Source organism: Candidatus Rokuibacteriota bacterium, assembly GCA_030647435.1.
In the GTDB taxonomy this organism is placed as follows: domain Bacteria; phylum Methylomirabilota; class Methylomirabilia; order Rokubacteriales; family CSP1-6; genus AR37.
This window is the reverse complement of the sequence record JAUSJX010000029.1, coordinates 93397-111312: the sequence shown is the minus strand read 5'-3', so window position 1 is coordinate 111312 and position 17916 is coordinate 93397. Positions and strand designations below refer to the sequence as shown.

Sequence of the window (17916 nt, the reverse complement as noted above, 5' to 3'; positions counted from 1 at the left end):
CGCTCCTCAGGCCGTCCCGAGCACTTGGGCGGCTGCCTTCTCCACCACGGTACCGCTGAAGAAGGCTGGGTTGACCGTGCCCCAGAGCCGCACGGCGTTGGCGAACGTGAAATCGCGGAAGTCGTCGGCGGTGATGAGGCCATCCTCGCACAGCTCGTAGGCCTCGGGCAGCACGTCCAGCATGTCCGGCACGTCGAAGTGGCCGATGTCGGAGCCGAAGATGGCGTTGAGCCGCGCGCCGAACGGGTTCACGCGGCGGTCGAACGCCCAGGCGTTGCTCCGGTCGTCGGCCTCGCAGCCGAAATAGAACTGCTTGGTGAAGAGATCCCGCAGGTCTTCCTTGCGCTCGATCCGGCACGCGGAGTAGTCGTCCAGATCGGCGATGCCGCCCGTGGCCGTGACGGCGTCGGGGTTGGGCCAGCCGTCGCGCTCGCGCAGCGCGGCCGCCATGTCCTCGCTGCCGTACTTCCGCACGAGGTCCATGAGCAGCGCGCGGTCGAGGGAGCGGGGATCGGTATGCTCGAGCGCCTTGCGGTTGCGCTTCTCCCAGTGGCCGATGAGATCGGCGTAGAGCATGCACGCCCAGCCCACGCCGCCCTCGAGAAACGCGAAGTTCAACCCCGGGAATCGCCGCGTGACTCCCCCCAGGAATAGCGCCTTGCAGACGGCGTGGCCGGCGGCGGCAAAGTGGCCGATGTGGTTGTAGGTGAAGTTCGTCGGCGACAGCCGCAGGCCCTGCCGGCGGACGCCGGTGTGGAAGGTCGGCGCGACGCGAAGCTCGGCGCACTTGGCCCACAGCGCATCGTAGTCGTACTCGCTGTCGAGGCCGAGCGGGTCGTACCACGTGACGGCGCCGTCCTGGGCGGCAGCCGGGCGGGCGATGAGGCTGCCGAACATCGCGACCTTGAAACCGAGCTGGCGCGCGCAGTATTCCAACTCCTCGATCGCTTCGTCCGGCGTGTGCACCGGGATGACCGCCGCGGGCGTCATGCGGTCGGCGAAGTCCCGGAAGTAGTCGGCGGTGACCACGTTGAACGCCCGGCACGTGGCGCGCCGCTGGGCGTCGTCGCTGATGCGGGGCACGCGCAGCCCGACCGTCGGGTACAGGACCGCGAAGTCGATGCCGAGCTCGTCGAGTCGTTCGTAGAGGAGCTGCGGCAGCAGGCCCGTGGCCCGATCGCGCGTGTTCCGCTCGGGCGAACCCCAGAATGCCTCCTGCGAGATCCGGCGCCGGCGCCGCTCGTCCACCGACATGGACAGCGCCTCGCGCGTATCGCGCCCGACCGAGGCAAAGCCGTCCGCAGCAACGCTCCCGCCGACCTTCCGCAGCTGCTCGGCGAGGACGGGGCGGTACTCGAGCCAGTGCCCGTCGGCGTCGATCACCGGATGGTTCAAGCGCGCTCGAATGGCTGCCGGGCTTCCATGACCGTTGCCGCTCATCGGGCACCTCCTGCGCGTATCTCCCTCTCCCCGTCTTTCCCGCTCCCCCGTCGCGGGGAGAGGGCAGGGTGAGGGGGCCTAAGGGTGAGGGGGCTATGTGCCTGCTACCGCCCCTGGAACTGCGGGCGACGCTTCTCCGAGAAGGCCCGGACGCCCTCCTGGTAGTCCTCGCTGTTGAAGCAGTCGGCGATCAGGCGCTCGAGCATGGCGAAATCGCGCTTCTCCGCCGGCCGCGAGAGCTCGTTCACGGTGGCCTTGGCCGAGCGGATCGTCAGCGGCGCGTTTTTCGCGATCGTGAGCGCGTACTCGCGCGTGAAGGCCTCCAGCTCCGCCTTGGGCACGACCTGGTTGATCAGGCCCATGCGGAGCGCGTCCTGGGCGCTCCAGTTGGTGCGGGCGGTGAAGAAGATCTCCTTCGTGAACGACGGGCCGACGAGGGCCATCAGCTGCTCCATGCCGCTGTAGTGGTAGCCGAGGCCGAGGCGCGCCGCGGGGATGCCGAAGCGCGCGTCGTCCGACGCGATGCGCATGTCGCAGCCGATGGCGATGGCGACGCCGCCGCCCACGCAGTACCCGTGGATCATGGCGAGCAGCGGCTTCGTCAGCGTGGCGAGCGCCTCGCGTCCGCGCGCGCCGATGCGGCGGTACTCCGCTTCGTCCTCCATGTTGCGCCGGCGGTCCTTGAACTGCGAGATATCGGCGCCCGCGACGAAAGCCTTGTCGCCGGCCCCGCGCAGGATGACCACGCGGATGGCGTCGTCGGAGGCCAGGTCCTTGACGTAGTCCGGCATGAGCTGCCACGTCTCGATGCCCACGGCATTCCGCTTCTCCGGCCGGTTGAAGATGAGCCAGCCGATCGGTCCGTCCTTCTCCATCAAGAGGGGCGCCGCGTCACTCATGGATGCTCTCCTTGGGGTTCACTGGGAACCTAGATAACATATCGTGTATGCTCCCGTCTATGAGCGCGGGCCGGATCTCTCGGAGAGGATTTTTCGCCGTCGGGCTAATCGGCCTGCTCGGAACGCCGGCCGCGGCGGCGGGCAAGCCCACGGTGCTTGTGTACAAGGAGCCCACCTGAGGCTGCTGCGAAGGGTGGGTGGGTCACCTGCGCGCCAGCGGTTATCCGGTCAAGGAGGAGAACGTCCCCGACGTCACGCCGATCAAGCGGCGCTATGGCGTCCCCAAGCGCCTCGAGGCTTGTCACACCGCTCTCGTCGAGGGCTACGTGATCGAGGGCCACGTGCCGGCCGATCTCATCGACCGCCTGCTGCGGGAGCGCCCGCGCGCGGCGGGCCTCGCCGTGCCCGGCATGCCCGCCGGCTCGCCCGGCATGGAGTCCTCGGGCCAGACGTCCGAGCCCTACCAGGTCCTGATCTTCGACCGCTCCGGCAAGACCGCCGTCTTCGCCACCCGCTAGGGCTGCGCGAAGAACCAACGATACTTACTTGAACGCGGGCATGACGTCGCGGGCTACGATGCTGAGACTCCGCGCGGCGTATTCCGTCGGGATCAGGCCGGCGGGGTTCGGCTCGACCACGATGCCGTCGAGGCCGAGCTCGTCTCGGAGCTCGGTCAGGCGCTCGATCAGCTGGGCGGCCGTGCCAAATGCCACGCGCGTGCGAAGGATCTCCTCGTACGGCAGCTGCCCCAGCCGCTCCGCCTTGGCCGCGCGCCGGTCCGCCGGGCCCGCGCCCGCCCGCCCGACCGAGGTCTTCATGAGGTCGGCCTGGCGGCGGAAGAAGGCTGTGATGCTCTCCCGCGGCTCCTCGAGCGCGCCCGACTCCGTGAGACCCGCGTAGACGGGGATGCGGAGGTAGACGCTCGGCCGTCCCGGGTGGCCCGCCTCGCGCCAGGCGCGACGGTACAGCTGAAGACACTCGACCAGCTCGGGGATGTCCAGGTCGCGCAGGCCCGCGAAGAGCGCCAGCCCCAGCTCGCCGACAAGCGAAAACGTGTCGGGAGTATTGGCGGCCATGCGGATGGGCGGATGCGGCTTCTGGTACGGGCGCGGCGCGACGGTCGCGTTCTCGAAGCGGTAGAACTTGCCCTCGTAGCTGAACGGCTGGCCCTTCCAGGCTTCCTTGATGATCGCGAGCGCTTCGCGGAAGCGGGCCTGGCTCTCGCCGTAGGGAATGCCGAGGACGTCGTAGGCGCGCGGGGCTCCGCTGCGCCCGATCCCGAACTCGAAGCGTCCCTCGCTGAGGTGGTCCACGGTGGCGGTGTCCTCTGCGATGCGGAGCGGATGGTTCAGCGGCAGGACCTGCACCGCCGTCCCGACGTGGATCCGCTTGGTGCGGGCGGCGATCGCGGTGGCCATCGCGATCGGCGAGGAGAGCACGGAGCGGGCCGGGTTGAAGTGGATCTCGCCGAGCCACACGCAGTCGAACCCCAGGGTCTCGGCGGCGTCCACCGTCTCGAAGCTTTCGCGGAACGCGTCGGCCTCGCCGACTCCGGGCCGCAGCTCCTCGATGAATACGCCGAAGTGCATAAGGGGGCAAGAGTAGCGCGGGGGTCCTCCGTGTTCAAGGCGCGTTTCAGGGCCCCCACCGCGTGCTACTATCCCGTCGTTTTCCACTACGAGGTTATTCACCACGAGACCGGGAGGCAGCGATGGCACTGTTCCGACTGTACACGGGCGCCGACAGCAAGTCCCGCGTCGAGCCGATCGCGCTCGACAAGACCCCCGACTGGGGCAAGGGCCTGGCGACGACGCAGATCTCGTTCAGGGAAGACCCGGTTGGGCGCTTCCTGGACTGGCATCCGGCTCCGCGCCGGCAGTTCGTCATCATCCTGTCGGGCCAGCTCGAGATCGGCCTGGGCGACGGCTCGAAGCACCTCTTCGGTCCCGGCGACGCGCGGCTGGTCGAGGACACAACGGGGCAGGGACACACCACGAAGGTCTACGGCACCCAGCCCTGCCTGACGACCACGATTCCGCTCCAGCAGCAGTGACCCCAGCAGCAGTGACCAAGGAGACCCCATGGCGACCAAGATCCTCTTCGCTCCCAAGCAGGCCGACGCGATCATGGAGATCGCGCGGAGCCTGACGCCGCCCGATTTCGAGCTGGTGATGGCGGAACCCGGTACGCCGGAGTTCTACGAAGCGGCCCCGACGGCCGAGTTCTACCTGGGTCTCGCGCGCCAGATGGGCGGCGAGTTCTTCCGTTCGGCGACGAAGATGCGCCTCGTCCAACTCATCAGCGCCGGGTACGACCACGTCGATATCGAAGCGGCCCGGAAAGCGAAGGTGCCCGTGGCGAACAACGGCGGTGCCAACGCCATCGCCGTGGCCGAGCACACGATCATGCTCATGCTGGCCGTCCTGAAGCGGGTCGTCCGCTTCCACAACGACGTGGTCGCGGGGAAGTGGCGCGCGGGCAACCCGAACGAGTCGCGCATCTACGAGCTGGCGGGCAAGACGCTCGGTATCGTGGGCCTCGGCAACATCGGCAAGAAGGTCGCCCGCCGGGCGGCGCCGTTCGACATGGCCGTCCAGTACTACGACATCGCCCGCCTCACCGAGGACCAGGAGGACGCGATAGGGGCCCGCTTCGTGCTCCTGGAGGAGCTCCTGCGCACCTCGGACGTCGTGAGCTTGCACGTGCCGCTCACGGACTCGACGCGCAGGCTCCTGGGAGCGCGCGAGCTCGGGATGATGAAGCGGAGCGCGATTGTCATCAACACCTGCCGCGGGCCCGTGGTGGACGAAGACGCGCTCCACCGGGCGCTCACGCAGGGCCAGATCGCGGGCGCCGGGCTCGACGTGTTCGTCGAGGAGCCTCCCGCGCCGAGCCATCCGCTCTTCGCGCTGCCGAACGTCACGCTCACGCCGCACTCGGCGGGGCCCACCTGGGAGAACTGGACCGCCCGCTTCCGCAACGGCTTCGACAACATCCAGCGCGTCGCCGCCGGCGACAAGCCGCGCTGGGTAATCCCCGAGCTCACCTGACCGGCTTCATGGCCGGCCGCCTCACGCGTCAGATCAGGTGAGGGGTTCGGGTTAGGAGCCCGTCGGAGAAATGCGTTTGGGCACGACGACGGCGAAGATGCGATCGTACATGTGGCTCACGATCGACGATCCGGCCGTCATTGAGCCGATCCTCGCCCATCTCGAACTCCCGGGCACGCGGGACGGCCCGCAGCCTTCGTTTTCCATGACTGAGGCAGGAGTCGAGCAGCTGGCACTCCCCCGCGTAACCTTCTAGGCGGTGCCGGGGGCCCAGGCAGCCGCGGACGTCTGCCGTGCCGCTGCTTGCGCCCCGGGTGACAGCTCTCGCCCCCTGCGTCGAGGCGCCGATTTGACTGCTCCGACGTGCTCTGGCAGGATCGGCCCGAGATGGGAGGCGCGTTATCCGCACTGTGACAAGGGGAAGAGCCTGGGCCGCGGGTCGCCATGGCTGAGAACGGGGTGTATGTTATCTACGCTCTTGGGTACTGTTTCGATACTCCCATTGGCCGCGGCGATCATCGTCGGATTGTTCGTGGCGTACAACCTTTTTCATTACGCCCTTTTTCTCCTCGTCACGCATCCGAAGGACGCAAGCAAGCTCGGCCACCAGTTGAATGAATTCGAGCAGCGCCAACTAGTCGAGTGGACACCGCGGGTGGACGACTTTCTCAAGCACGACGACGAGAATCGCACATATGATGACGTGTTCCGCGCATATCGCGACGAGCAAGCGAATTACAGCACGTGTGTTTTTCCCCGTGCGGCATTCACGTATCCTTACGAAGCCGAGTGCGCTCTTCTGAAACCGAGGGACGGGATGCGGCTGTTGGAGCTCGGGTGCGGTTCGGGCGCGGCGGCCTACTACCTCGCCAGCCGGTGCAATATCGAAATCGTGTGCGTGACCAATTCCTCTGTGCAAGCGGACATCTGCCGGCGGAAATTTGCGAAGTTTGGCGGGCGCGTCCGCGTGATTCTCACCGACTTCGACATTCTCGATCTCCCGAGCGAGAGTTTTGACGCCATCTATGCGCTCGAATCGATCGGCTACACCAAGGACTTGGACGCTTGGCTGGCGCGGTGCTGGCGGATGCTCAAGCCGGGAGGACGCCTGATGATCCGCTCACCAGGGTCGCTGGATCATTGTCGCCGTGAGGAGGATTACCGGAGCGTCACTGCCTTCTTCGACAATTGGCGCTACAATTTTCTCGGCGCCAATCTTCTCGTCTACAAGACGCGCCGACTCGGCTTCGACCCGATCCGGTATCGGCGACTGCCGTTCTGGGCCTGGGGCCTCACCTGGAACTTCATTCGACACATGCTGTTGTGGAAGTACCGGCTCAAGATGCGCACATTCGTGGAATTGGAAGGGATCATTTGGCGCACATCGAAAGGGTTCGTCTTCGGCAACGCGTACAACACGGTGCTTGCCACGAAGCCCGCGGCAGCATGTTCCTCCGTGCTGCCTCGTGCATCCCCAGAACGGGAGGGTAGATAACATAAAACCCGTTCTCAGTCATCGCCCGTCGAGCCCGAGGGCTTTCCTTGTCACAGCGCGGATAACTCCCCCCTCCCACCTCGCGCCGATCCTGCCAGAGCGGGAATCAGAGGTCAACTCGGGGTCGGGAATCACAGGGCGGGAGCCCTCCACGCGACCATCAGGGACCGGCAGAGCAGACGGCCGCGGCTAGCCCGCCGTGCGGAGGCGGTGGATCAAGTCGAGGACGCGGAGGATCTCGGCGCCGCTCCGGGTCATCAGCCGGTCGCCCGACTGCGACCAGCGCACCCGGCCGTCGCGGTCCACGACGACCGTCGAGCGGTAGGCGACGTTGCGCTCCTCGTCCCACACGCCGTACGCCTGGATCACGCTCCGGTGCACGTCGCTCAGGAGCGGAAACGGCAGCGCGTGCCGCCTGTGGTACTCCGCGTGCGAGAAGGGCGTGTCCCCGCTGATCCCGAGCACGACGGCGCCCTTGGCCTGAAGCTCGCCGGCGACCTCACCGAGGTCGCGGAGCTCGGGCGTTCAGATGTTCCCCCAGTCGTAGCAGTAGAACAACAGCACGACGTCGGATGCGCCCTTGAACTCGGCCAGCGAGATGTCGCGGCCGCTCGTCGAGGGGAGGGAGAACGCCGGAGCCTCGTACCCGTAGCGCAGCATGGGCTGTTGGTCCTCGGTCAGCGGTAAAGGTCGATGAGCTCCTGGATGGCGACCATCTGGCCGCCCTTCGTGGAGGACGGCACGACGATCGGGGTGTTGACGCCCGCCGCGTACCAGGCCTCGATGCCGTCGCGGACCTCCGCGGCGCTGCCGTAGAGGGTGACCTGCGAGAGCCAGCGGTCGGACATGAGCGAGGGAATGCGGTCCTCCTCGCCGGCGGCGATGGCCTTCCGGATCGCCAGCATCTCATCCTCGAAGCCGGCTTCGATCCAGTAGTTCTGGTAGTTGGGGAGCTTGACGTAGCTTATCAGCGTGCGCCGGTTGACGGCCGCGGCCGCGGACTTGTCGTTGTCGATGCAGGTCGGTAGCATGTTGCCGACGAAGAAGCCGGGGTCGCTGCGCAGGGCGGCCGGGAGGTGGCTGAGCGACGCGGCCATGTGAGAGCGCGCCGCGTTGGCCCACACCGCGCCCTGGGCGATCTCGCCGGCCAGGGCGACCATCTTCTGCCTGAGCGTCGCCAGCACGATGGGAGGCAGCGCGCCCGCCTGCTTGGCGCCCGCGCCGAGCTCAGTGACGAAGCGGCGCATGTCCTCGAGGGGCTTGCCCGCGGTCACCTTGAGCCGCGCGAGCGTGGGGCCGTGGCTGACGCCGATTCCGAAGCGGAAGCGGCCCCCGGAGATTTCGTGGATGAACGCGGCCGTGTGCGCGTAGTCGTGGGGGTGGCGCGAGTAGATGTTGGCGATGGACGTCCCGAACCGGATCTCCTTGGTCTCGAGCGCCAGCGCCTCGCAGAGCCCCAGGCCGTCGCCGTAGCTCGGGCAGTAGATGCCGGCGAAGCCCTCCTTCTCGAAGCGCTGGGCGACCTCGATGGTGGCGCGCCGCCGCCCCGGCGCGGCCGCCAGGCTGACCGCGGGCTTGCGCGTCACGCCCACGGCACGCGTCCCCCCCAGAGGTTCCACGAGGTGGTCTCCTCGATCGGCTTGCGCCGGCTCGGCCCGTACTTGACGGCCGGATAGCCGAGCGGGATGCAGAAGTGGAAGGTCAGCTCCTTCGGGATGGCGAAGAGCGCGCGGAAGCGGTCCATGACCACGGCGTGGAGCGTTGTTGGGAGCGAGCCGATCCCGAGCGCGTGGGCCGCCAGCATGAGGTTCTGGCAGGCCGGGATGACCGAGTTGGCTCCGCCGGTCGGCTCCGTAAGCGCGAAGACGACGCAGGGGACGTCCTTCATCGCGTCGGCGAGCCCCATGGCAGAGGCGTAGTTCTTCTCCCCCGGCGGGACGTCCTGGGGCCCGGTCCAGCCGTGGTCGTCCTTGCGCTTGGCCCACCACGCCTCGCGGTAGAGCTCGCCGAACTCGCGGATCTTCTGCCGGTCGGTGACCACGAGAAAGCGCGCGGTCTGGTGGTTGCCACCATTGGGCGCCTTGACCGCGGCCTCGAGGATCAGGCGGATGTCCTCGTCCGGGATCGGGTCGGGCCGGAGCTTGCGCATCGAGCGCTGGGTGAACAGGGCTTCGCCGAGAGGCATCCTTAGACGGTCAGCATTCATACGGGTACTCCCTCATGGTGTCTGTGCGGGGCGATCGTCCTACCGCCACTCGTCGATCGAGACGGTCTTCTGGTAGTTGCAGCCCATGATGCGCCAGTACCCGTTGGTCTCACCCCCGACGACTACGACATGGATGTCTTCTCGACGGAACATCGGGATCAGCTCGTCGGGCGCGGCCTTGAGCTTCGATGCCCACGGCTCCTCGCCGAAGGTCGCGCGCGGATAGATGTAGTTCTGGATGAGCTGGGAGTCCCAGTACTCGCCGGCCGGCATCGTCGCGGTCTCGAAGAGCCAGTCGATGAGCGCGTCCTTCTTCGTGAACCCCGCGCGGTCGATGAACTGGCGCGCGGCGATGGGATCGAGCAGGAGCGTCGGCGGCGTGTGCGGGTCCATGCCGCGCAGCATGCTGCGCACGTGTAGGCGCCAGTGCTTCTCGCGGAGCCCGAGCGTGAAGGATGTCGAGCGGCAGCCGCTGAAGACGCTGACCGCGCTGTCCGCCGGCTTGAAGCCGTGCTGGACATGGAAGGGCTCCCAGGGGCTCCGCTCCTCGTTCTCGGCGAAGGTGACGCTGTTGTAGGCGTAGTTGTTGCCCTGGTTGCCCATGTAGCTGTGGCCCGGGACGGAGCCGCCCTGGCCGTTCTGGGAAAGGAGGCCGTAGGCTCTTCCGATGGTGGCGTTGGCGTGGCTGTACGGGCCGAGCGCGCCCGTGCCCGCGTTCATGCCGATCTCGTCGCGGATCGGTCCGTTGACGACGGCCATGGACGCCATGGCGCTCGAGCTGCTGCTCCGCGCGGTGACGCCCGTCGCGCCGAGCGCCAGGATCACCGGGAAGTACTCTGGCCGCGCCCCCGCCATGACCGCGTTCACGGCGACCTTCTCTACTGTGTATTCCCAGTACTCTCGGAAGTGGGTCGAGCGCATGCGCCCGACGACTTCATCAGGCTTGCGGCGCGTCGCGGCCAGCATCGCCGCCACGCGCTCCTCGGTCGGCAGCACGATCGGCAGCTTGTCCGTCCAGTTGTTGTCGAGGAAGAGACGGTGGAGCTCCGCCTCCGTGCCGGGCTCGACGAGCCTGGGTGTCGAGCGGTCGAACTCGACAGCGCCCAGGTCCTTCGGGTCGAATGGCTGGGTCAGTCCTTCGATGACCTCCTGCATGACCGGGCGGCCGGTGATGGGATCCGTGCCGTCGACGTACGCGCGCAGCTGGGCGGCCGTCTTGCCCATGATGGGCTGGGGGACGAACACCTGCCGGAGCCCCGGCATCCCGTTCACCGCCGCCACCGAGCGGACCACCCGGTCGAACTTGTCGGTATGCATGGCGACGACGGGGATCCCGTACGCCGCTTCGATCGTCATCGCGTGCGCGGCGACCGCCGGCGCGCAGGTGCTTCAGTGGCCGACGCCGAGGATGGCGGCGTGCCCCTTCGCCTTGATCTCCTCCCAGGTCGTCGGGTCGTCGTGCAGGTACACGCTCGAGATCGGCTTGAAGACCGTGCGCACGCCCGGCATGTGCGAAGCGAACCACGCCTGCATCTGCTTGAGGAAGACGTCGGAATCGTCGAAGCGGCAGTCCACCAGGTAGACGGTCTTGCCCTCGAGCGTATCGAGCCTGGGCGCCAACGCCTTGCGGGTCACCTTCGGGGCGAAGCCGACCGGGTTCAGGGCCGTGATCGTCGTCGCGCCGCTCATGCGGTGGGTCCCTCGCCGGCGACGGTGGTCCGGTGCATGACGCGCGTGTGGCGCTTGGCGTCCCAGGGACGGCCGCGGTGCAGCAGGCAGCGGTTGTCCCAGATGACGAGGTCGTGCTGGCGCCACGCGTGCTGGTGCACGCGCTCCGGGCGCGTGGCCAGCTCGAGCAGCTCCTTCAAGAGCGCGCGCCTCTCCTCGACGGGCGTGCCCTCGATGTGCGAGGCGTGCGAGCCGATGTAGACGCTCTTCCTTCCGTTGAGGGGATTGGCGCGGACGAGGGCCTGGCGCACGGGCGGCAGGGCCTGCTGGACGTCGGGGCCGAGCAGCGTCGGGTCGATCAGCCCGCGCGAGTACGCGAAGGAGTGGACGGCGACCTTGCCTTCGAGCCGGCGTTGCATCTCGGGGGCAAGCGCCTCCCAGGCGACGCGGCAGGAGACGAACTCCGTCTCGCCGCCCTCGGGCGGCACCAGGCGGCCGGAGAGGAGGGAGGCCTGGGCCGGCACCTGCTTGAACGACGAGTCGCTGTGCCACATCTGGTTGCCGCTCTGGTAGACCATGCGCCGGTCCGTCCAGTCCATGAGCTTGCCGTCCTCGTCCACGTTGGCCAGCCCGACGAGGTTCGGGTGCAGGCGGTCTTCCTTGCCCAGCGTCTTGACGGTCGTCTCGAGCGGGCCGAAGCGCAGGCTGAAGCGCATCTGCTCGTCGTCCGACAGCGGCTGGCCGTGGAAGACCAGGAGGGAATGCTCGTTGAAGGCCTCCCAGATGTGCGCCCATGTGCCGTCATCGAGCGGCTGGCGGAGATCCACGCCTTCGATTCCGACGCCGAAGGCGGGGTGGAGCCTGTGCATCTGGAGCGTGCCCGTCGAGATCGTCATGGAACCCCCCTGGGGCAACATCCTACATCACATGCAGAACCAGCCCCCGCCACGCCTCACGAGGACGCAGGGGCCGAAGGGGGCGGCGAAGTAGGGATAGACATAGGGGTAGTAGGGAAAGTAGTAGGCCTGAGCCCGCTGGGCCTGAAGGAGCGCGTCCTGCGCATCACGACTGAGCTGCGCCTGAGTCTCGAGGCTGCCGACGAGAAAGTCGCGAACGGGATCGCTGAGCGGCCCCTGCCTGATCACCTCGAGCGCGCGGTCGATCTGCTGTGCGACGCGCGGGTCGATGTTGAGTGAACGGAGCGCCGTCAGCTGCTGCTCGGCCTGGAGCGAGTCCTGATTCCGCAGATAGGCCAAGCCCAGGTAGAGGCGCACGCTCGGTTCATTGGGGCGGATCAGGACGGCCTTCTGGAGCGTGTCGCTTGCCTGGTCGATCTCCCCCTGCTTGTACTGGGCGATGCCCAACCCCACCAGCGCGTCAGTGCGGCCAGGGTCGGCGGCCAGGGCTTGGCTGAAGTAACCCTCGGCCTCGGCGAAGCGCCCCTTCTGCAAGGCCGACTGGCCCTCGCCATAGGGCGTCACGCAGCCCGCCGCGAGAGCGATGACTGCCAGTGTGAGCAGCGTCTGTTTCACGGTGCGGTCCCTCGGTTAAAGCAGGGGGAAGGCGGAGAGCGCGCCGGGCTCGGTGACGGACCTCGCCTCGTGGAGATACGAGGCGTCGAGCTGGCCGTAGCCCGTCACGCCGAGGAGCGCCAGGCAGATCCGTATCTCCTCCTCGAGGAGCTCGAGCGCGCGCTCGAGCCCAGCCTGCCCCGCGGCCGCCAGGCCCAGGCACTGGAGCCTGCCGAGCCCCACGCACTGCGCGCCGAGCGTGATCGCCTTGACCACGTCGGTGCCGCGCATGAATCCGCCGTCCACCATGACGGCGGCGCGGCCCGCGACGGCCGCCACCACCTCGGGAAGCACGTCGAGCGAGCCCCGGCCGTGGTCGAGCTGGCGGCCGCCGTGGTTAGAGACGTAGACGACCTCCACGCCGTGCTCGCAGGCCAGCGCCGCGTCCTCGCCGGTGGCGATGCCCTTCAGGATCAGCGGCACGTCGTGCGCGTCCTTGAAGCGCTTGACCTGGTCCCACGAGAGCGCGGCCTGGTATTCCGCGCCCGTCGCCTTGACGCGCCACGGCTTCACGAAGCGCTTGTCGAGGTCGCGCTCGCGCCGGCTGTAGGACGCCGAGTCCACGGTCATGCAGAAGGCGTGGTAGCCGTGGTCCAGCGCGCGCTTGACGTGGTCGTCCACGAAGGCGTCGTCGCCGCGGACGTAGAGCTGGAAGATGCGGTAGTTGTCCGCCGCCGCCGCCGTCGCCTCGAGGCCCGGGTTGCAGGCGCTCGAGAGCATGTGCGGCACGCCGAAGGCACCGGAGGCTTTCCCCGCCGTCGCGCCGCCGCCGGGCGCGAAGCTCTCGACCGACCCCACCGGCGCCAGCATTACGGGGATGCGCACGGGCCTGCCGAGGAAGGTGGACGAGGTGTCCACCTTGGAGACGTCGCGCAGCACCCGGGGTCTCCAGGCGAGCGAGTCGATCGCCGTGCGGTTGCGCTTCACGGTGGTCTCGGTCTCGGTGCCGCCGACCAGATAGTCCCACGGACCGTCGGCCAGGTTGCGCCGCGCCGCGCGGGCGATTTCGTGGAGCGTCTGGAACTGCTCGTCGAGGTTCGAGGGCATGGGGGGAAGTCTCCTTGAGTGCCCCCAAGTCTGCCCTCGGCCCCCTGCGAAGTCAAAGCCGGCGTGATAAGGCGGCGCATGCTCCGCGCCATCGCGCGCACGCCGACCTCGCCGCCGTCCTGGCACTCCTATGCGGCTGCTCCTCGTCGCCGACGGGGACGTCCGCGGCAGGTGACGAGCCGGTCGCGGCTGGAGACACCGCGCTCTTCATGGACGGGCAGACGCTCCGCGCCGTTGCGGCCGGCGACGGAGGAGCGCGGTAGAGTCTCGAGCTGCCTGCGGCGCTCGCCTACCCGCAGTCTCTCTGGGTGACCACCTCTATCTCCTCGGGGCGGCGTCCCTCGGCTCCGTCAACATCAAGAGCCGAGGCCTCGAGTGGATCGTGCCGCTCGGCAGCGCGCCGACTGCGGGCATCGCGGCGGCCGACGACACGCTCTACGTCACGACCCAGTCGGCGTCAGGTACCTGCGTCTTCCACCCTTCGACCCGGCGACGCAGAAGGACCGCTGGAGCCGCCCGCTCGACTCGAGCTCTCCCGTCGCGCCCATCGTCATGGGCTCGCTCGTCGCCACCGCCTCCAACTCGAGCGCAGAGACCCTCGTGGCCCTCTCGCGGGGTACTGGCATGGTCGCGTGGAGCGCGCGGGCGGGCTCGGTCCCGGTGCAGCCGGTGCTCAAGGGCAACGTGCTCTACGTCGCGGGGCAGGGGCCGAACCGCGTCTACGCCTTCGAGACGCGCACGGGCGCCGTTCTCTGGAGCGGGCGGCTCTGGGGCTGGCCCATGGGCATGGCGCTCACTGAAGACGGCACGCTCCTCGTCAGCGCGGACAACCTCACGCTCTACGCCTACCGGACGCGGTAGACCGGGCGCCGGCGGCAGGTCACCCGAGAACGGCGAGGACGTCCACCTTCACGTCGGTCGCGACCGCGACCGTGCGGTAGAGCGGTCAGCGACTCTTCCAGACCTCCACGAGCTCTTCGGCCTGCCCCTGGCTCACGCCCCAAATCTCGAACGAGACGTTGATGCACTGGAAGCGGTTGGGCTCGGCGTTGCTGCGGATGCCTTCGATGGCGACCTGCATGCCCTTGACGGGCACGTTCTTCTCCAGCGCGTACTTCTCGATGAGCGTCACGCCGCAGGAGGAGACGCCGGCCAGGAAAGCCTCGCCGTTGGTCAGCGCCTCGTTGGGGCCCGAGGGCGAGTCCAGCACGAAGTGGTTGTGGCGCGCGCTGTTCAGCGCGCGGCCCGGGGTACCGGTCGAGTAGGACCGCACCGTGTCGATCTTGACGCCCTGAGTCCCCTCAGCCATAGACGCCCCCTTTCGCTCGGTTGGAGGCAGCCATTGTAGCAGGCCGCGTGCCAATCGGTTGACAAGGCCGAGGGTCTCCCGCACGATGTCCCGAACCCGTGGAGCTACGAGTGATCCGCCAGTGAAGGTACGAGTGATCCGGAGGTACGAGTGATCCAGACCGTTCGCACCGCATGCGCCCATGACTGCCCCGACCAATGCTCGCTGCTGGCCACCGTCGACGACGGTCGGCTGCTGAAGCTCCAGGGCGACCCCGACCATCCGATGACCGCGGGCTTCGCCTGCGCCAAGGTGAACCGCGAGCACGAGTGGGTCCATTCCCCCGACCGCGTGCTCACGCCGCTCCGGCGCGCCGGCGCCAAGGGCGAAGGCCGCTTCGAGCCCATCTCGTGGGCCCAGGCGCTCGACCTGATCGTCGGCCGCTGGCAGGCCATCATCAGCACGGACGGGCCGCTGGGCATCCTGGGCTACGCCTACAGCGCGCACCAGGGCCAGTTGAACCGCGGGCTCTTGCTGGGCTTGTTCCACGCGCTCGGCGTCACGCGGCTCTGGGCCGGGACCGTTTGCGACTCCTGCGCCGAGGCCGGCTGGGACGCGGCGTGCGGCAGCACCGGCGGGGCCGATCCCGAGACCGTGACCGAGTCCGACCTCGTCATCTCCTGGGGCGCCGATCTCCTCACGACCAACGTCCACATGTGGCCGCTCGTCGAGCGGGCCCGCGCGCGCGGCGCCCAGCTCGTCGTGATCGAGCCGCGGCGCAGCCGCACCGCCGAGCGCGCCGACTGGCACTTGAGAGTCAATGTCGGCACGGATGCGGCGCTCGCCCTCGGGGTCATGCATATCCTCGCGCGCGCCGGCCTCTGCGACCGCGACTACATCGCCCGCGAGACGATCGGCTTCGACCGGCTCGAGCTGGGAGTCCTGCCGCGCTTCGATCCGGCCTCCGTGTCGGCGATCACGGGCGTGTCCGTCGCCGACCTCGAGCGGCTCGCGCTCCTCTACGGCCGCGCGCGGGCGCCCTTCATCCGCATGGGCGAGGGCATGTCCCGTTGCGTGAACGGCGGCCAGGCCATCCGCGCCGTCGCGCTCCTCCCAGGGCTGACGGGGGCCTACAACCGTGTGGGCGGGGGCGCGCTCCTGATGACGGCGACGGGCTTCGGCCTGGACAGTAGCGGGATCCGCAAGCCCTCGGGCCCCGCGACGACGCGGATCGTGAACCATTCGCGGCTCGGCAAGGCGCTCCTCGAGCTGGGCGATCCGCCGATCCGTTCGATCTTCGTCGCCGCCAACAACCCGGCTGTCACCTGTCCCGACTCGGTGACGGTGCGCCGCGGATTCGCGCGCGAGGATCTCTTCACGATTGTCCACGACCCGTTCCTCTCGGACACGGCGCGCTACGCCGACATCGTCCTCCCGGCGGCGACCTATCTCGAGAGCGAGGATGTCGTCCGCTCCTACGGCTCGTACTACATCCAGATGGTCCGGCAGGTCGTGCCGCCCCAGGGCGAGGCGTGGTCGAACGGCCGCCTCGCGCAGGAGCTGGCGCAGCGGCTCGGCCTCAAGGACCCGATCTTTTCCATGGACACGGACGGGCTCCTCCGCGAGCTCTTCGGCGGCGCCGCCTCACCGGCGGCGGAGGTGGACCTGAAGGATCTGCGGGATGGCGGACCTATCAAGCTCGCTCCCAAGCCGGGACGGCAGCGCTTTACGACGCCGTCGGGTAAGCTCGAGTTCTATTCGGCGGGCCTGGCGGCGCAGGGTCTGCCGGCGATGCCCGACTGGGTCGCCGACCCGCTCGAGCCCGAGGCGCGCGCGCGCTTCCCGCTGCAGCTCTTGACGGCGCCGGGCTACTTCCAGGCGCACACGGCGTATGCCGGCGTCGCGGCCCTGCGCAAGCGCGCGGGAGCGCCCGAGTGCGTGCTGCACCCGGAGGATGCGGCGGCGCGCGGGCTCGAGAACGGCCAGGTGGTCGAGCTGCACAACGACCACGGGACGGTGCGGCTGAGACTCCGCGTCAGCGACGAGACGGCGCGCGGCGTGGCCTTCGTGCCCGGCCAGCGCCCGGCGGCGGAGGCAGGCGGCGGGACGATCAACATGCTGTGCGGAGACCGCTACAGCGACATGGGCGAAGGAGCGACCTACCAGAGCACGCGGCTCGACGTCCGCGCCGCGCGCTGAGAGGGAGACCCGCGTGATAGGCATCGTCGCGACCATCAAGGTGAAACCTGGGATGAACAAGGAGTTCGAGCAGGTGGCCAAGGAGCTGGTGGCCAAGGTCAACTCGAGCGAGCCCGGCTGCAAGCTGTACGCCCTCCACCACGGCGAGGCGCCGGAGACCTACGTCTTCCTGGAGCGCTACGCCGACCAGGCCGCCGTGGACGCCCATCGCGGAACGGAGTATTTCAAGGCGCTCGGGCGTAAGATGGGGGAGTATATGGACGGCCGCGCCGAGGTGATGCGGCTCCGCGAGGTCGGCTAGATCCTCGAGGAGAACGGGGGGACCGCCGTGCGGAAAATTCTGACGACCGTGTTGCTGGCGTGGGCTCTCTGGTGGGTCCAGGACCTGGAGAAGAAGCCCGAGATGCCCCGGGACATCGTCAAGCTCAGCGTGCACGAGACCCAGGACGCGTGCGAGGCACAGGCCGTGACTCGCCGCCAGTGGCAGGTGGACCTCAGCCAGCAGGAGGTCGGGAGCTTCGACTGGAACTCCAAGCCCTGGCCCACGTACATGCTGCGCCGTCAGACCTTCACCTGCATCCCGGCGTAGCGGCGACCACGCGTCCACAGCGGCGCGCAGCGGAGTAGGCCGGACGTGGAAACCATCCTGATCGTGGACGACGAGCCCGAAGTGCGCGCCGTCGCGCGCGACATGCTCAAGGCCAAGGGCTACACCACGCTCGACACGGGCGATCCCACGCTGGCGCTCCGGATCGCGCGGACCGAGTCCCAGCCCATCCACCTGCTGCTGACCGACGTCGTCATGCCCCTCATGAACGGGCGGGAGCTGGTCGATCAGATCCGCGCGATCCGCCCGGCGATGAAGACCCTCTACATGTCGGCCTACACCACCGAGACCGTCGAGGACTACGGCATCCGGCTCGCCCCGGGTGAGCCCTTCGTCGTCAAGCCCTTCACCATGGAGAGCCTGGCCTCGGCGGTGCGCTCCGTGCTCGACTACCGGTCGCCCTTCGGCAAGCGTCCCTCCCCGTAAGCGCGCCGCCCGAAAGGGGA

General features: G+C 68.5%; 21 protein-coding genes. 9 read left to right on the top strand and 12 right to left on the bottom strand.

From position 1 onward, the window contains the following. Nucleotides 1-6 precede the first annotated feature (6 nt). A complete protein-coding gene (locus tag Q7W02_05635) occupies nt 7-1440 on the bottom strand; it encodes an amidohydrolase family protein (protein MDO8475668.1) in 1434 nt (477 codons plus the stop codon). A 104-nt stretch (nt 1441-1544) separates the two neighbouring features. Beyond that, the gene (locus Q7W02_05630; protein ID MDO8475667.1) at nt 1545-2339 is read right to left on the bottom strand and encodes an enoyl-CoA hydratase; all 795 of its coding nucleotides are present in this window, start codon (nt 2337-2339) and stop codon (nt 1545-1547) included. 197 nt (nt 2340-2536) lie between these two features. On the opposite strand from Q7W02_05630, the gene Q7W02_05625 reads away from it, so the two are divergent. Next, nucleotides 2537-2857: a DUF411 domain-containing protein gene (locus Q7W02_05625; GenBank protein MDO8475666.1), complete on the top strand. Its 321-nt coding sequence runs from the start codon at nt 2537-2539 to the stop codon at nt 2855-2857. A gap of 24 nt (nt 2858-2881) precedes the next feature. On the opposite strand, the gene Q7W02_05620 is transcribed toward Q7W02_05625, so the two are convergent. Further along, entirely contained in the window at nt 2882-3928 is a 1047-nt protein-coding gene (locus Q7W02_05620) for an LLM class flavin-dependent oxidoreductase (protein ID MDO8475665.1), read from the bottom strand. A gap of 122 nt (nt 3929-4050) precedes the next feature. Here Q7W02_05620 and Q7W02_05615 point away from each other — a divergent pair, with 122 nt between their 5' ends. The 3 genes from Q7W02_05615 (at nt 4051) to Q7W02_05605 (ending at nt 6884) form a co-directional block, all read left to right on the top strand. Continuing rightward, a complete protein-coding gene (locus tag Q7W02_05615) occupies nt 4051-4392 on the top strand; it encodes a hypothetical protein (protein MDO8475664.1) in 342 nt (113 codons plus the stop codon). Nucleotides 4393-4420: 28 nt separating this feature from the next. Continuing rightward, nucleotides 4421-5389, top strand: a complete 969-nt coding sequence (locus Q7W02_05610; GenBank protein MDO8475663.1) for a 2-hydroxyacid dehydrogenase — start codon at nt 4421-4423, stop codon at nt 5387-5389. 502 nt (nt 5390-5891) lie between these two features. Beyond that, nucleotides 5892-6884, top strand: coding sequence for a class I SAM-dependent methyltransferase (locus tag Q7W02_05605; GenBank protein MDO8475662.1), 993 nt, complete (start codon nt 5892-5894; stop codon nt 6882-6884). A 189-nt stretch (nt 6885-7073) separates the two neighbouring features. Here the strand turns inward: Q7W02_05605 and Q7W02_05600 are convergent, their stop codons facing one another. From Q7W02_05600 to Q7W02_05565, 8 genes are read right to left on the bottom strand one after another with little or no spacing between them, the layout of a single operon-like run. Next, entirely contained in the window at nt 7074-7544 is a 471-nt protein-coding gene (locus tag Q7W02_05600; GenBank protein ID MDO8475661.1) for a peroxiredoxin family protein, read from the bottom strand. A gap of 17 nt (nt 7545-7561) precedes the next feature. Beyond that, on the bottom strand, nt 7562-8503 hold the full coding sequence (locus Q7W02_05595; GenBank protein MDO8475660.1) for an LLM class flavin-dependent oxidoreductase: 942 nt from the start codon (nt 8501-8503) through the stop codon (nt 7562-7564). Continuing rightward, nucleotides 8467-9069, bottom strand: a complete 603-nt coding sequence (locus Q7W02_05590; GenBank protein ID MDO8475659.1) for a nitroreductase family protein — start codon at nt 9067-9069, stop codon at nt 8467-8469. The genes Q7W02_05595 and Q7W02_05590 overlap by 37 nt, the downstream gene beginning before the upstream one ends. A gap of 60 nt (nt 9070-9129) precedes the next feature. Beyond that, nucleotides 9130-10446 (bottom strand): UGSC family (seleno)protein, encoded by a 1317-nt coding sequence (locus Q7W02_05585; protein ID MDO8475658.1) that lies wholly within the window; start codon nt 10444-10446, stop codon nt 9130-9132. Between the two features lie 33 nt (nt 10447-10479). Further along, nucleotides 10480-10779, bottom strand: a complete 300-nt coding sequence (locus Q7W02_05580; protein ID MDO8475657.1) for a hypothetical protein — start codon at nt 10777-10779, stop codon at nt 10480-10482. Further along, on the bottom strand, nt 10776-11654 hold the full coding sequence (locus tag Q7W02_05575) for a TauD/TfdA family dioxygenase (GenBank protein MDO8475656.1): 879 nt from the start codon (nt 11652-11654) through the stop codon (nt 10776-10778). The genes Q7W02_05580 and Q7W02_05575 overlap by 4 nt, the downstream gene beginning before the upstream one ends. Nucleotides 11655-11681: 27 nt before the next feature. Then, nucleotides 11682-12290, bottom strand: coding sequence for a tetratricopeptide repeat protein (locus Q7W02_05570; GenBank protein ID MDO8475655.1), 609 nt, complete (start codon nt 12288-12290; stop codon nt 11682-11684). Nucleotides 12291-12305: 15 nt separating this feature from the next. After that, entirely contained in the window at nt 12306-13376 is a 1071-nt protein-coding gene (locus tag Q7W02_05565) for an alpha-hydroxy acid oxidase (GenBank protein MDO8475654.1), read from the bottom strand. 375 nt (nt 13377-13751) lie between these two features. Here Q7W02_05565 and Q7W02_05560 point away from each other — a divergent pair, with 375 nt between their 5' ends. Next, a complete protein-coding gene (locus tag Q7W02_05560) occupies nt 13752-14237 on the top strand; it encodes a PQQ-binding-like beta-propeller repeat protein (protein MDO8475653.1) in 486 nt (161 codons plus the stop codon). Nucleotides 14238-14322: 85 nt separating this feature from the next. On the opposite strand, the gene Q7W02_05555 is transcribed toward Q7W02_05560, so the two are convergent. Next, the gene (locus Q7W02_05555; GenBank protein ID MDO8475652.1) at nt 14323-14685 is read right to left on the bottom strand and encodes a hypothetical protein; all 363 of its coding nucleotides are present in this window, start codon (nt 14683-14685) and stop codon (nt 14323-14325) included. A gap of 150 nt (nt 14686-14835) precedes the next feature. Between Q7W02_05555 and Q7W02_05550 the strand changes: the two genes are divergently transcribed. The 4 genes from Q7W02_05550 to Q7W02_05535 are packed head-to-tail and all read left to right on the top strand — an operon-like array spanning nt 14836 to nt 17896. Next, on the top strand, nt 14836-16863 hold the full coding sequence (locus tag Q7W02_05550) for a molybdopterin-dependent oxidoreductase (GenBank protein MDO8475651.1): 2028 nt from the start codon (nt 14836-14838) through the stop codon (nt 16861-16863). A 13-nt stretch (nt 16864-16876) separates the two neighbouring features. After that, nucleotides 16877-17164, top strand: a complete 288-nt coding sequence (locus tag Q7W02_05545; protein ID MDO8475650.1) for a putative quinol monooxygenase — start codon at nt 16877-16879, stop codon at nt 17162-17164. Nucleotides 17165-17191: 27 nt separating this feature from the next. Next, nucleotides 17192-17452: a hypothetical protein gene (locus tag Q7W02_05540; GenBank protein ID MDO8475649.1), complete on the top strand. Its 261-nt coding sequence runs from the start codon at nt 17192-17194 to the stop codon at nt 17450-17452. Between the two features lie 45 nt (nt 17453-17497). After that, nucleotides 17498-17896: a response regulator gene (locus tag Q7W02_05535; protein MDO8475648.1), complete on the top strand. Its 399-nt coding sequence runs from the start codon at nt 17498-17500 to the stop codon at nt 17894-17896. Nucleotides 17897-17916 lie beyond the last annotated feature (20 nt).